This window comes from Neobacillus drentensis (assembly GCF_036965425.1).
GTDB lineage: Bacteria > Bacillota > Bacilli > Bacillales > Cytobacillaceae > Neobacillus > Neobacillus drentensis_F.
Map to the genome: position 1 here is coordinate 14,650 of NZ_JBALPP010000111.1, position 13,849 is coordinate 28,498.

Below are 13,849 nucleotides of genomic sequence, written 5' to 3' on the forward strand. Positions count from 1 at the left end.
CCTTTAAAAGGTATTAACAACCGTTTTAGGCAAAATAATAACAGTAGAAAAATGATGCAGGAGGTACAAAAATGCCAGGAAAAAAAGTTCCTTTCCTACTAATCACGTTCATTCTTTTTTATTGTTATATTTACCCTTTAAGCACTTATGCTGAAGAGGTTAACCCAAAAAATAGTGGAATAATCGATTTACGAATCTTAGAAACAACCGATTTACATGCTTCATTGGTCAATTATGATTACTATCAAACAAAAGTGGATAACAGGATTGGCCTAGTTAAAACGGCTACCCTTATTCAAGAAGCAAGAGGCGAGGTTAAAAATTCATTATTGTTTGATGATGGAGACCATCTAAAAGGCAATCCACTTGGTGAGTATCTCGCCAGAATCAGGGGGATTAATAAAGGTAAAACGCATCCAGTCTACCGCGCCTTTAATTATTTAGATTATGACGCAGTAGCCATTGGAAATCATGAATTTAATTACGGGCTAAAGTTTTTAAACTCAGCGATAAAAGGGGCCAAAATGCCTGTTTTAAATGCGAATGTTTTTTCCGTAAAAAAAAACAAGCCATATTTTACACCCTATACGATTTTAAAAAAGAATGTTATCGACCAAAGTGGAAATAAGCACTCATTGAACATAGGGGTTATCGCCTTCATGCCCACCCAAATTATGAAATGGGATAAAGCAAATTTAGAGGGAAAGGTCTATGCAAAACCCATTATTGATGCGGCAAAGGAATTTATTCCGATTATTAAGGCCAAAGGAGCAGATATTATTATTGCCCTAGCTCACACAGGTATCAGCAGTGAGCCGTATAATCCTGATACAGAAAATGCTGTCTATTATTTAACACAATTACCGGAAATAGATGCTATACTAGCCGGCCACTCACACAGTGTCTTCCCTGGTCCCGTATTTCAACATCTCCCCAACACAGATATAGAAATGGGCATTATCAATGGAAAACCCGTTGTAATGGCTGGTGCCTTCGGAAACCGTCTCGGTATTATCGATTTAAAAATCAGGAAGACAGCAGGTAAGTGGAAGGTCTTACAAGGGACCTCCACCACCAGGGCTATTAGTAATGAGGATGGGAAACCGCTGGTTAAAAATGATAAAAATTTATATAAGATTATAAGACCAGAGCATCAAGAAACGGTAGATTTTATTAGAAAATTAGGGTTGTAGCAACCTTCCTAAAAATGTTCTTACTTTACATCCCAGTTATATTTTTATAATATTAAGTAAATAATATATACGGTGAAATTTTGGTGGAGTCTGTCAAATCGGGCTCCTTTTTGCATTTTTTTAAACACCGGAAAAAACTATGGGGAAGAGGTAAAACATGTCAACACAAGCATACATTGCAATTGGCGTATTTCTTATTACATATGCCTTTATCGTCACGGAAAAATTACACCGAACCATTATTGCAATGGCCGGCGCCATCATGATGATCCTACTAGGAATCGTCGGTCAAGAAAAGGCCCTCCATCATATTGATTTTAATACACTCGGGTTACTAACTGGGATGATGATTATTGTCGCGATAACCTCTGAAACGGGACTTTTTAAGTACATAGCGATTTGGTCTGCAAAAAAAGTGAAGGGTGACCCGTTAAAAATCCTGCTTGTCCTAGGGGTCATTACGGCTTTAGGATCAGCCTTTTTAGATAACGTTACAACCGTTCTATTGATGGTACCTGTCACGTTCAGTATCACCAGACAATTGCGGGTAAACCCGATTCCTTTTTTAATCACTGAAGTAATCGCTTCTAATATTGGCGGAACTTCGACCCTGATTGGCGATCCGCCGAATATTATGATTGGAAGCGCTGTAAAAGAGCTTACATTTATGGAATTCATCTACAATTTAACAGCGATTTCATTTTTCATTTTATTTGTGAATATTGGAATTTTAGCATTCATTTATCGGAAGCAGCTTAAAACGTCTGCCGAATTAAAATCGAATCTGATGGATTTGGATGAAAAAGAAGAAATTACAGACAAAGCTCTTTTAATAAAGTCGTTAACGGCCTTAACATTAACCATTTTAGGATTCTTTCTGCATCAGCTTTTTCATATAGAATCTGCGACAGTAGCTTTGGCAGGGGCTTTTCTATTACTTTTATTAACAGGGGAAAGTTATTTAGATAAAGCTTTTGAAAAGGTAGAATGGACAACCATCTTTTTCTTTATCGGGCTTTTCGTCCTCGTATCCGGATTGATTGAGACAGGAGTGATTTCGTTATTAGCGGATTATTCTGTTCATTTAACGGGAGGAGATGTTACCTCTACTTCCATTTTAATTTTATGGGTGAGTGCAATTGCCTCTGCCTTTATTGATAATATCCCATTTGTCGCTACGATGATTCCAATGATTAAAGATATGGGTGATCTCGGAATCCAAAATTTAGAGCCCCTGTGGTGGAGCTTGTCTCTTGGAGCCTGTCTAGGCGGAAACGGAACTTTAATAGGGGCCAGTGCTAATGTCATTGTGGCTGGTCTTGCGGCTAAAGAAGGGTATAACATTACTTTTGGCAAATTCCTGATTATCGCTTTTCCATTAATGATTCTTTCAATCATAATTTGTACTGCTTATATTTACCTGCGATATTTAATATAGGGGGAATTTGATATGAAAACAGAGTATAAATATAACGAACAATTACTTGAGATAACGGAAACGGTTAACGGGGATGATATTGAAATTTCCATTACTCTAATTGACAGTGAGTTAAAGAAAAATCTAAAAAAAGTTCGAGATTTTTTTGATGAAAATAAAGTTATTTCAGATATCTACTTTTACATTCATCCAAATAATAAATATCAAATTATCGTAAGAAAAGACTTCTACAATGAATTTATAATTCAATTATTCAGGCAGGAGTTATTGAAGGAAATTAAATGGGTATAACAGAAAGAGGATGTCCGAGTACGATGGACATCCTCTTTTGTTTATTACCCAATCCATTTTTTCTGGAAGGCAGAAATACTAGCGTATTCTTCTTTTAACAGTCGTGAAAGGCGAATATAGATTGGGATTAATTCCTGATAAATCTCAACATTTTCTGGAACAGGTTCATGATGATTAGTTGCCCCGACCATTTCGGAAACCACATTTAATGAATCTACTTCCCCCAAACTATATAAGCCCAATATGGCAGCACCTAGACATGAGCTTTCAAAGCTTTCAGGAATACTTACTTCTTGATTAAATATATCCGCCATCATTTGACGCCATAGCTCTGACCGGGCAAACCCGCCAGTGGCCTGAATTTTTTTCGGTTCCCCGATTAATTCCTCTAAGGCCAAGAGTACTGTATACAAGTTGAAAATAACACCTTCTAATACAGCCCGAATTATGTGCTCTTTTTTATGATGCAATCCTAATCCGAAAAAGGAGCCACGGGCATTCGCGTCCCAAATCGGCGCCCTTTCTCCGGCAAAATAAGGATGAAATAAAAGCCCGTCCGAGCCAGGTGTAATGCGTGAAGCAATCTCTGTTAACACTTCATAAGGGTCCTTCCCAAGACGTTTTGCGGTTTCCACTTCGGCGGATCCAAGTTGATCCCGAACCCATCTAAAAAGCATGCCACCATTATTAACCGGTCCCCCAATAACCCAATGATTTTCGGTCAGTGCATAACAGAAAATCCTTCCTTTTGGATCGGTAACAGGTTTATTTGTCACAGCCCGTATGGCTCCACTCGTTCCAATGGTAACGGCTACAACTCCTGGATCAATCGCGTTTACACCTAAATTGGACAACACCCCGTCACTTGCACCGACAACAAAGGGGGTGTCCATGGGAAGCGTCATCTCTTCCGCAAAACTTTCATTTAAACCAGTTAGACTAAAGGTAGTGGAGACCGGCTTTGATAGCCTGTCAGGAGAAATCCCTGCAACTCTTAGTGCTTCTTCATCCCATTGCAAGGATGCTAAATTAAACATCCCCGTTGCTGATGCAATGGAATAATCGATTACATATTCGTTAAAAAGTTTATAAAAAACATATTCTTTAATTGAAATAAATTTATATGTACGATTAAAAATATCTCCCTGTTCATTCCTTAACCAAATTAATTTTGAAAGCGGGGACATTGGATGAATAGGGGTTCCGGTTCGAAGATAAATTTCATGTCCATTCATTTCGTTTAATAATTTCTCCGCCCATTCAGCACTTCGGTTATCTGCCCATGTAATACAATTGGTAAGAGGTTTACCAGATTCATCCACTGCAATTACACTGTGCATCGCTGAACTAAACGATATACAAAGGATGTCATTTGGTGCAGTCCCACTTTTTTTAATGACTGTCTTTATGGTATCAATCACAGCTTGAAAAATTTCTTCAGGGTCTTGTTCCGCAGTAGCTGGCGTCGGCGAAAATAAAGGATATTCAATTCCATGAGTCGATATCACTTTCCCCGTTTTTGAAAACAGAACCGATTTTGTACTGGTTGTACCGATATCAACGCCAATAACATATTTTTCATTCATAAATCCATACCTCCAAAAAGGATACTAGTTAATATTTTTTACTTTTGTAATCGCTTGCGGGAAATATTTTTTCGCAACTATTATTATGGTATACTGATAGTATCTACTGACTTAAGAAAGGAAATCCGTAATGACAGAAAGCTGCCTTGGAAAAATACGTTCTTATTACGCAAGATTTAGCGATAAAGAAAAGAAAATTGCCAATTATATTTTAGATAATCCAGATAAAATTATTCACTGCACAATTAATGAGGTAGCTGAAGATTTAAACGTTGCCGATGCCACAGTGTTTCGTTTTTGCAAACGAATTGGTTATAAAGGCTATCAAGCATTGAAAATTGCCCTTGCTTCAGAAATCATCACGCCGATTCAGCAAATCCACGAAAAAATTTCAGAACATGATAGCGAAAAAACCATTTCGGAAAAGGTCTTTCAATCCAATATTCGCACCCTCGAAAATACATTACAAATCATGGACAGTGATTCCATCCAAAAAGCAGTTGAATTGCTTCATTCTGCTGACAAAGTGGAGTTTTATGGAACGGGAGGCTCGGCACTCATTGCCATGGATGCGTTTCACAAGTTTATTCGAACTGGTATAAAAGCATTTGCTTTTTTAGATTCCCATTTTCAGCTCATGTCTGCATCACAGTTAACAAAGAATGATGTCGCAGTAGTCATTTCCCATTCCGGAACAAATAAAGATACTACGAACATTTTAAACACTGCAATTGAAAGCGGTGCCAAGACGATTGGAATTACCAGTTTCCCCAAGTCACCGATTAGCCAAAATGTCGATGTTGCCTTATACACTAGTTCAGACGAGACAGAATATCGCTCTGAGGCACTTGCTTCAAGAATTGCCCAATTAAGCCTTATTGATGCCCTTTATGTGAATCTGATGATTCTAAATAAAGAAAGAGCTAAAACAGCCATTGAAAAAATTAGAAGTGCCATTTCTGATACGCGTATATAAAGAAAACTTTAAAAGATGAACCCACTGCGGGTTCATCTTTTTTAAACAACTCGTGATGCTATACAAATACATTTAGGATGAGAATAAACACTAATGCTGCTGTTGCTATGATTGTTTCAAGTGCTGTCCATGTCATTAATGTTTCTTTTACCGACATTCCGAAGTATTCCTTGAACATCCAGAAGCCTGCATCATTAACGTGTGAAAGAATGAGTGACCCTGCTCCAGTTGCTAATACCAGCAGTTCAGCGCTTGTACCAGGCATAGCTGCTGCGATTGGTGCAACAATTCCAGCTGCTGTCATCATAGATACAGTAGCAGATCCTGTTGCAACCCGAATCATCGCTGCAATTCCCCAGCCTAAAAGGATTGGTGACATATGTGATTCTTTTGCTAAGTCAGCAATATATGTTCCGATACCAGAATCAAGTAATACTTTATTAAATGCTCCGCCTGCACCAATAACTAATAAGATTGAAGCAGTCGGCGCTAAACAGTCATTCGTAAATTTCAAGATTTTTTCACGGTTCATGCCGCGAGAAAAACCAAGGCTAAAGAAAGAGAAAACTGTTGCAATTAATAACGCAACTACTGGATCTCCCAAGAATTTAAGTGCTTTATAACCAAAGCTTGCTTTGTCTAATTGGATTTCCGCTATAGATGCAATAAGCATAAGAATAACAGGAAGAAGAACTGTAAAAATTGTATTGAAAAAGCTTGGTAATTCTTTTAAATCCTTCGGTGCTGACATTTGTTCAGCTAATTCTTTTGGAACATCCTTGTGAATGCGTTTTCCAATCCAGCTTGCATATACTGGACCGGCGAGGATTGCAGTTGGCAATCCAACGATAATGGAATAAAGAATGGTTTTACCAACATCTGCTTTAAAAATTCCTACTGCCGCCATGGCTGCTGGATGCGGAGGAACCAAACCGTGCACTACAGAAAGACCAGCTACCAATGGTACCCCAATTTTTACTAATGAAACACCCGTTTGACGAGCAATCGTAAAGGCTAATGGAATTAATAACACAAAACCAACTTGGAAGAATACAGAAATACCTACGATAAAACCAACAAACATCATGGCCCAGTGTACATTCTTTTGACCAAAACGGTTGATCAGCGTTTGCGCAATTCTTTCGGCACCTCCGGATTCTGCCATCATTTTACCAAGCATTGTACCAAGACCAAGGACAATAGCAAGGAACCCTAACGTATTACCCATACCAGCTTTAATGGAATCAATAATACCTGGATGATCTGGAGCTGCTGGATCTGTAACCAAAGGCATACCCGTTGCCAAGCCTACTCCAACCGCTGTGATAATTAATGCGACGAACGGATTTAATTTTGCAACTGTAATTAACAATAGTAACGCTACAATTGCGGCAAACACAATCAATAATAACATTGATGAACCCCCCATATAGAACTAACTTGTTTTATTTTACACGCATATTTCTGAAAGCACTTTCATGTGATATTGATTATATGAAAAAAAATTTCTTAATGCAATACATTTTTTCAAAAAAATTTTATTGAAATTTCAGGAAATAAAAAGAGTTACTGTCATGATTAATCTGAGCAGTAACTCTTTTTTTATTCTTTATTTAATAATTCGTATCCAGTTATCTTATCGCAAAGCTTTCCAAACCTGTTCATATACTTTCTTTAATGGTACATTATGCAGTCTTGAAATGTTTTTGCATTCTTCAAATTCTGGTGCACTTTGCACAACCTGTCCATGATAAATTCCCTCTTTTACCGTTACCGCTCCCCATTCAGTCATAATTTTTCTAAAATTTCTTTCTAGTCGATGAACAGTTAAAGGATAGTACCGTACACCAAGTGTGGTTGTTTCATGAAATAAAATTTCTTTCATCCTATCTACATTTTCAAAAGAACATAGCAATTGAAGCAAAATGCCCGGTCGATTTTTTTTCATATAAATAGGTGTATAAAAAACATCATTTGCCCCGGCATCGAATAGCAGGTCCATTACATTCCCCAGCCATTCCCCTGGAATATCGTCCAGATTGACTTCCATTTTGACCATTTGATCATCAAGATGCTCATGATTGGGAGGGTGGGAAATCATTTTGCCTCTCCAATAACGACACGTAGTACGTTTGGCCGATCCTTAAAGGTTTTTGTTCCTGCTCCATAGCCAATTGACTGAACCTTCATCGAGGGAAGGGAACAAAACTCTTCTACCAGTACCGCAACAATCGCTGCGCCAGTCGGAGTCGTAAGCTCTGCTCTTATATCGGATTGTTCAATCGGTACCCCTTTTAATATTTCAAGTGTTGCCGGTGCAGGCACTGGATAAATGCCATGATCGATGTGTATTCTACCTGTTCCAACGGGTACAGGAGATGCTTTTACTGTTGATATTTCCAACTGGTGAATTAGAATGGCGGCCCCGATAATATCAATGATGGAATCAATCGCGCCCACTTCATGAAAATGAACTTTCTCTAATGGTATTCCATGAATGTGGCCTTCTGCTTCACCAATTTTATTAAATATCTTTAAAGCTGTATCCTTCACATTGTCAGAAAATCCAGCTTCCTCAATTAATTTTAGAATATCTTGATAAGCACGATGGTCATGGTCATGATGATGGTGGTGATCGTGGTCATGTTCATGATGATGATTATGTTCATGGTGATGGTCGTGTTCATGATGATGGCCATGTTCATGCTCGTGATTATGTTGATGATTATGGGTGTGTTGTTTCAACAATACATCAAATTTTGTACTAGTAATCCCGTTCTTCACAATTTTTTTCCAGGTTACTTGATATTCATCCTCAAGATGAAGTTTCTTTAATTCTTCGACTAAAATATTAGGTTCTGCACCGGCATCGATGAGTGCGCCAATGACCATATCGCCGCTGATCCCTGAAAAACAATCAAAATAAAGTGTCTTCATTTTTGCCTGCCCCTTTTTGTGCAAGTTGATGGATTAAAACCGCATTATATCCCCCGCCAAAACCATTATCAATATTAACAACACTAATTCCAGAAGCACATGAATTAAGCATCGTTAGTAAGGCTGATAATCCATTAAAGTTAGCGCCATATCCGATACTAGTTGGTACAGCAATTACGGGATGGGAAACAAGTCCGCCAACCACACTGGGCAATGCACCTTCCATTCCCGCCACGACAACAGAAACCGTCGCATTTTGAATTTCTTCAGCATGGTTTAATAATCTATGAATGCCCGCAACACCTACATCGTATATCCGATGAACATTACTCCCAAGGACTTCTGCTGTAATGGCTGCTTCTTCAGCTACTCTTAAATCCGATGTGCCTGCTGCAACCACGGCAATGTATCCCTGAGTATTTCCTGCCGGGCATGCTTCATCCTTCCAAAATAGAATGTTTGCTATTTCGTTATAAGTAAAATCAGGACAGGTTTTCTGGACCGTTTCTGCCTTTTCTTTGGAAATTCTTGTTACTAAAACTTGATTATTTCGTGCTCTTAATGCCTGAATAATGGTGACTATTTGCTCAGCCGTTTTCCCTTCGCCAAAAACAACTTCAGGGAACCCCTGTCTTTTCTTTCGGTGGTGATCAACTTTAGCAAAACCCAAATTCTCAAATGTAGCTAGCTTCTCTTTTGCCTCTGTAACGCTGAGGGTACCTTTTTGAACCTGCTCCAAAATTTCCTCAAGCATGAAATCTCCCCCCAATCCGAATCGTAATGATTATTAAAAATACTTCGCGATATCTACTGCCAGCTTTTCATATTTCTTGTAAACCTTTTTATAGATCTTACTGTTCTCGATATTTGGACGAATTGCTTCCCCCATAGGGATATTCTTTTTAATCTCTTCGAAAGAACCAGCTTTACCAGTGGCCACTAATGCCGTCCATGCTGCCCCCCATGCTGCACTGTGATGACTTTCTGAAACATAAATTTCAGCTTCAAATACATCAGCCATCATTTGCAGCCAAATCGGAGACCTGGATAAACCGCCGTTTACATAAACTTTTTGCGGCTCGCCAGCTAATCTCTCTAAAGCTTTCCCAATTTGGTAGAGATTAAAAGTAATTCCTTCTAATACGGCACGAATAAAATGTTCTTTACTGTGTGTAATCGAAACCCCGTAAAAATTTCCTTTAGCCTGCTGATTCCAAATCGGTGCTCTTTCACCGTTAATATAGGGAAGAAAAATAATGCCATCGGCCCCTGGAGCAACTCGCCCTGCTTCTGCAAGGAATTCATCATAACTTCCTTCGTAGTTCAGAAGTTCTTTTAACCATTGTAAGGCAATTCCACCATTGTTCGTTGGTCCGCCAATGATGGAAGTGTCTGCTGTAAAGGAATAACAAAAGGTTTCTTGGTTTTCACTTATTTTAACGCCTTTGGTAAATTGTCTAATTGCCCCGCTAGTCCCCACTGAAACTGCTGCTTCCCCAGGGAGAATAGCACCGATTCCAAGGTTTGCCAGTTGGCCGTCAGCAGCTCCAATTACGAAAGGTGTACTAGGATCGAGACCAATTTCTTCCGCAACAATCGGGTTAATTCCTGTTAATATCGCAGTCGGAGGAACGAGGTTCGAAAGTTGTCCTTCGTTTATACCGGTTAACTCTAATAATTCCGAATCCCAGCTTTGGGTGGCTGGATTAAATAGACCTGTGGCAGAAGCCATCGAATAGTCAATCACACGCTGATCAAACCATGTGTGAAGCACAAACTCCTTAATCGACATATAGTAGGCTGCCAGATTATAGGATTCATAGTTTGTTTCTTTCATCCATAGAAGCTTGACGAATGGTGTCATCGGATGAATAGGCGTGCCTGTGTTGGCATAATATTTGCCCCCGGTTTTTTCCAATACTTTTTCAGCCTGATCAAAGCTTCTTCCATCTGCCCATATAAGTGCTGGAGATATCGGCTTTTTATTTTCATCAACACATATGAGTGAATGCATTGCCGCTGAAAATCCAACGGAAAGTAGTTCATTTTTTTCAATGGCTGCTTTGTTAATCGCATTCCTTACCGCTTTAATCGTTAACCTTTCGATTTCTATTGGATCCTGCTCTACCCATCCAGGCTTAGGATAATAAGAGGTAATCATTTCTTCTGAATCGGCGATGAGTTTTCCAGTCAAATTGAATACACATGCTTTGACGCTAGTTGTTCCAAAATCAATACCCATTACATACTCTTTATACATGCTTCCTCTTCCTTTTCAAATAAAACATAGTATATCTTTATTTTTAATATCGTTAAAAGAAAAAGCCTTGGAGGATTCCAAAGCCTTTTCATTTAGCTGCTTCCTTTTAGGATAAAACTTTGTTCATACTGCCACTTTGGTAGCCAATTAAATCTAAAGTTATATATTTATATCCATAGGCTTGAAGTTCTTTGACTATAGAATGGTGGTTATCCAATACAATCTTCATGTCGGTCGGTTCTACCTCGATTCTAGCAATCTCCTGATGAGTTCGAACCCGGACCTGCCGAATTTGTAAAGATTTTAAATAGCTTTCCGCTTTTTCAACCTTTGTTAACTTTTCTTTAGTAATATATTCACCATATGCAATCCTTGAAGATAGACAGGCAAACGATGGTTTATTCCATGTTGGTAAATCGAAATTTCGTGAAAGTTCACGTATTTCTTCTTTGAAAAGATTCGCTTCTTGCAGTGGTCCGCGGATTCCTTTTTCTTTTGCAGCCTGCATGCCTGGTCTGAATTCATTCATATCATCGGCAATGACGCCATAAATCACATTCTGAAATCCCTTTTCTTCCATGACCGGGATTAAGTGGTCAAATAGACTGCTTTTACAAAAATAGCATCGATTCTTATTGTTCTCCGCATATCCAGGAATCGCTAACTCTGATGTTTCGATTACCTGGTGCTTAACACCGATTTTTTCGGCAAGTATTTTGGCCTCTTCAAGTTCACTTGAAGGATACGTTTCTGAATCTGCAGTTACAGCCAAAACACGGTCCGTGCCTAATGTCTCCACAGCTGCTTTTAAAAGAAAAGTACTGTCCACCCCTCCTGAGAATGCAACCACGACTGATTCCATTTCACGGAGAATTGACTGTAGGTTATTATACTTCTCTGTTTGCATTGTGCCCTCTCCCATCTTTTTAGAGCCAATCACTTATATATAATTATGTGTCTTATTATATTGTCATGCTTCCAAAGCCGCCATCTACTCGAATCAATGCTCCCGTTACGAAGCTCGAAGCTTTTTCAGATGCAAGCCAAACGGTTGCCCCTTGTAGTTCTTCTGCTTCCCCAAAGCGATTCATTGGAGTATGACTCATGATCGATTCGATTCGTTCTTTATCTAAGATTTTTCGGTTTTGTTCCGCTGGGAAGAACCCTGGTATAATGGCATTTACACGAATTCCATTCGGTGCAAATTCTCGTGCTAAGAATTGCGTAACACTGTTTAGGCCCGCTTTGGAAACGGAATACGTAAATACTCTAGAAAGGGGTGTTGTGGAAGAAACAGACGAAATATTAATGATACTTCCCTTTCTTTCCTGCTCAATCATTCTTTTAGCAAAAATCTGACAGGTTAATACAATCCCCTTCAAGTTAATATCCATAATTTTGTCATATTCATCCATTCCAAGCTCAAAGAAAGGCGTTGCACTATTCGTACCGGGAGCATTTAAAAGAACGTCCCAGCCGCCGGACCATTGTTCAATTTCTTTTGCTGCTTGAATTAATGATTCCTGTGAGCTGACATCCGCAGCAAATGCTTTGGCTTTTCCGCCATCTTGTTCAATTTCTTTGACTACTTCTTCAGCTTTTTCAAGGTTTCGTCCGACAATTGCCACTTTCGCACCGTGTGCCGCCAACCCTTTTGCCATTGCTGACCCTAGTACACCATTTCCCCCAATGGCTACTGCGGTTTTCCCTGTTAAATCAAATAAATTTGTCATGTCTCTTCTCTCCCCTATATTCTAGAATAAATTTCCGTTTTCCCCAAAAGGAAACTCAAAGACTTCTGATATTTGCTCCATATTTGGATGATTTTTTATATACTCAAGCAATGGTTCAGACACTTCAATTTCACTTAGCTTTAATGTATTTTTGATCCGTACAAGTTTGACTGTTGTAAAATCCAAGATATTACATGTTTTTATGGCTGCTTGAATGGTCTGTTTATCATTAGGTAAGGTAGTTGCAATTTTTGTTGGAGCGACTACCGTAGAAGTCAACCCATTGGCATAGGTTCCTTCTAAATCCATTTTGTCAACCAGGCGCTGGCAGGTAAAATCTGCAGTTCCAACACCATTGGCATTTCCCTCTGACTCTCGAGTGACATCAAGCACGACCATTTTGCTTACATCAGGACCACCTGACGCATAGGGTGTTGGATAGCGGCCAGTGATATTCGGGTCCATTCCATCGCCCGAAATATTTTTACCAATTTCATCAATCACTAGGACATCTATTTGATCAAAAAACAACTTTGGCAATAAGGCTTTGGCTTGTTTCTGTAAATCAGGTTCTTTTTCAATAATCTCATCTGGTGTTAGTACATCAACAATGGCTACCCTGTCAAATGCATTTTCAACCGAAGCAACGCCAAAAAGGAATGGTGTTTTTTCCATGATGATCTTTGCCATGGCCGGTACATTTTCTGCCATATACTTAAAACCCATTTGATGACATGCCTCTGCCCCTTTTTGTTTCCCTAAACCAATACTGATCATCTTCATGATGCCGCTTTCGACTGGTCCCCTAAAGGCAGTATGGGGTTTCACTCGATTAATCACCACGATGCCATCAGCTTCTGAAGCATATTTATCGACATATACTGGCAATCCGTTTGGCAGTTCGCTAATCTTTACAACTTCCATCGAGGAGCGAATCTCACAGCCTGCACTTTCCTCGGTGACGCCAAGATGAGCTAACACTTCTCTCTGTCCTTCTGCAGTCGCTCCGCCATGACTTCCCATACTCGGCACAATGAACGGTTTGGCTCCTAATTCTTTTAAAAATTTCACGGTTACTGCCGTAAGTTCAACAAGGCGGTCAAGCCCTCTGCTGCCGACAGCAATCGCAATTTCCATTCCAGGTTTAATTTGTTTCTGGATTTTTTCTCGTTGTAATTTTTCTTTTAGTTCTATTTCTAAGTTTTCAATTTTCGTATCATCAAACTTTACTCTTACTTTGGCCATCTTCGGAATTGGAATATCTTTAACTAATTCTTGCAGAATACCCATGGATATACTCACTCCTTTTCATTGTTTAAAGTGTTCCTCACGGGATTATATTCCATGTAATTACTTTGTCAGTTACTTGAAATCCCTTTCATTTTTAAGGCTATTTATAAATATATTTATTTTAATTTGTTTACCAAACAAACTA

The 13,849-nt window shown here is 39.0% G+C and carries 13 protein-coding genes; 4 read left to right on the forward strand and 9 right to left on the reverse strand.

Going from position 1 to position 13,849, the window contains the following annotated elements; all coding sequences use genetic code 11:
- Positions 1–71: 71 nt before the first annotated feature.
- The 3 genes from V7161_RS24065 to V7161_RS24075 all read left to right on the forward strand — a co-directional run bounded on the left by V7161_RS24065 (position 72) and on the right by V7161_RS24075 (position 2,922).
- Positions 72–1,193, forward strand: a complete 1,122-nt coding sequence (locus V7161_RS24065; protein ID WP_335715348.1) for a metallophosphoesterase — start codon at positions 72–74, stop codon at positions 1,191–1,193.
- 157 nt (positions 1,194–1,350) lie between these two features.
- Complete coding sequence (locus V7161_RS24070) at positions 1,351–2,631, forward strand: ArsB/NhaD family transporter (protein ID WP_335715349.1); 1,281 nt, start codon at positions 1,351–1,353, stop codon at positions 2,629–2,631.
- A gap of 12 nt (positions 2,632–2,643) precedes the next feature.
- Positions 2,644–2,922: a hypothetical protein gene (locus V7161_RS24075; RefSeq protein WP_335715350.1), complete on the forward strand. Its 279-nt coding sequence runs from the start codon at positions 2,644–2,646 to the stop codon at positions 2,920–2,922.
- Positions 2,923–2,966: 44 nt separating this feature from the next.
- Here V7161_RS24075 and gntK read toward each other — a convergent pair whose 3' ends face one another.
- A complete protein-coding gene (gene gntK, locus V7161_RS24080) occupies positions 2,967–4,508 on the reverse strand; it encodes a gluconokinase (RefSeq protein WP_335715351.1) in 1,542 nt (513 codons plus the stop codon).
- Positions 4,509–4,638: 130 nt separating this feature from the next.
- Between gntK and V7161_RS24085 the strand changes: the two genes are divergently transcribed.
- Positions 4,639–5,484, forward strand: a complete 846-nt coding sequence (locus tag V7161_RS24085; protein WP_335715352.1) for a MurR/RpiR family transcriptional regulator — start codon at positions 4,639–4,641, stop codon at positions 5,482–5,484.
- A gap of 58 nt (positions 5,485–5,542) precedes the next feature.
- Here V7161_RS24085 and V7161_RS24090 read toward each other — a convergent pair whose 3' ends face one another.
- From V7161_RS24090 to V7161_RS24125, 8 genes are all read right to left on the reverse strand, one after another.
- Positions 5,543–6,898 (reverse strand): GntP family permease, encoded by a 1,356-nt coding sequence (locus tag V7161_RS24090; RefSeq protein WP_335715353.1) that lies wholly within the window; start codon positions 6,896–6,898, stop codon positions 5,543–5,545.
- 222 nt (positions 6,899–7,120) lie between these two features.
- Complete coding sequence (larC, locus tag V7161_RS24095; protein WP_335715354.1) at positions 7,121–7,585, reverse strand: nickel insertion protein; 465 nt, start codon at positions 7,583–7,585, stop codon at positions 7,121–7,123.
- Positions 7,582–8,421 (reverse strand): LarC family nickel insertion protein, encoded by an 840-nt coding sequence (locus tag V7161_RS24100; RefSeq protein WP_335715355.1) that lies wholly within the window; start codon positions 8,419–8,421, stop codon positions 7,582–7,584. Before V7161_RS24100 ends, larC begins: the two co-directional genes overlap by 4 nt.
- Positions 8,402–9,175 carry a nickel pincer cofactor biosynthesis protein LarB gene (gene larB, locus V7161_RS24105; RefSeq protein WP_335715356.1) on the reverse strand — a complete coding sequence of 258 codons (774 nt, stop codon included), beginning with the start codon at positions 9,173–9,175 and terminating at the stop codon, positions 8,402–8,404. Before larB ends, V7161_RS24100 begins: the two co-directional genes overlap by 20 nt.
- Positions 9,176–9,208: 33 nt before the next feature.
- On the reverse strand, positions 9,209–10,681 hold the full coding sequence (locus V7161_RS24110) for a gluconokinase (protein ID WP_335715357.1): 1,473 nt from the start codon (positions 10,679–10,681) through the stop codon (positions 9,209–9,211).
- 106 nt (positions 10,682–10,787) lie between these two features.
- A complete protein-coding gene (gene larE, locus V7161_RS24115) occupies positions 10,788–11,588 on the reverse strand; it encodes an ATP-dependent sacrificial sulfur transferase LarE (RefSeq protein WP_335715358.1) in 801 nt (266 codons plus the stop codon).
- Positions 11,589–11,643: 55 nt separating this feature from the next.
- On the reverse strand, positions 11,644–12,414 hold the full coding sequence (locus tag V7161_RS24120; protein WP_335715359.1) for an SDR family oxidoreductase: 771 nt from the start codon (positions 12,412–12,414) through the stop codon (positions 11,644–11,646).
- Positions 12,415–12,435: 21 nt separating this feature from the next.
- The gene (locus tag V7161_RS24125; RefSeq protein ID WP_335715360.1) at positions 12,436–13,704 is read right to left on the reverse strand and encodes a lactate racemase domain-containing protein; all 1,269 of its coding nucleotides are present in this window, start codon (positions 13,702–13,704) and stop codon (positions 12,436–12,438) included.
- Positions 13,705–13,849 lie beyond the last annotated feature (145 nt).

What these genes read in the sequence shown, in the direction of transcription:
- V7161_RS24065 (WP_335715348.1), top strand. Translation starts at nt 72, where the DNA reads ATGCCAGGAAAAAAAGTTCCTTTCCTACTAATCACGTTCATTCTTTTT.
- V7161_RS24070 (WP_335715349.1), top strand. Translation starts at nt 1,351, where the DNA reads ATGTCAACACAAGCATACATTGCAATTGGCGTATTTCTTATTACATAT.
- V7161_RS24075 (WP_335715350.1), top strand. Translation starts at nt 2,644, where the DNA reads ATGAAAACAGAGTATAAATATAACGAACAATTACTTGAGATAACGGAA.
- gntK (WP_335715351.1), bottom strand. Translation starts at nt 4,508, where the DNA reads ATGAATGAAAAATATGTTATTGGCGTTGATATCGGTACAACCAGTACA.
- V7161_RS24085 (WP_335715352.1), top strand. Translation starts at nt 4,639, where the DNA reads ATGACAGAAAGCTGCCTTGGAAAAATACGTTCTTATTACGCAAGATTT.
- V7161_RS24090 (WP_335715353.1), bottom strand. Translation starts at nt 6,898, where the DNA reads ATGTTATTATTGATTGTGTTTGCCGCAATTGTAGCGTTACTATTGTTA.
- larC (WP_335715354.1), bottom strand. Translation starts at nt 7,585, where the DNA reads ATGATTTCCCACCCTCCCAATCATGAGCATCTTGATGATCAAATGGTC.
- V7161_RS24100 (WP_335715355.1), bottom strand. Translation starts at nt 8,421, where the DNA reads ATGAAGACACTTTATTTTGATTGTTTTTCAGGGATCAGCGGCGATATG.
- larB (WP_335715356.1), bottom strand. Translation starts at nt 9,175, where the DNA reads ATGCTTGAGGAAATTTTGGAGCAGGTTCAAAAAGGTACCCTCAGCGTT.
- V7161_RS24110 (WP_335715357.1), bottom strand. Translation starts at nt 10,681, where the DNA reads ATGTATAAAGAGTATGTAATGGGTATTGATTTTGGAACAACTAGCGTC.
- larE (WP_335715358.1), bottom strand. Translation starts at nt 11,588, where the DNA reads ATGCAAACAGAGAAGTATAATAACCTACAGTCAATTCTCCGTGAAATG.
- V7161_RS24120 (WP_335715359.1), bottom strand. Translation starts at nt 12,414, where the DNA reads ATGACAAATTTATTTGATTTAACAGGGAAAACCGCAGTAGCCATTGGG.
- V7161_RS24125 (WP_335715360.1), bottom strand. Translation starts at nt 13,704, where the DNA reads ATGGGTATTCTGCAAGAATTAGTTAAAGATATTCCAATTCCGAAGATG.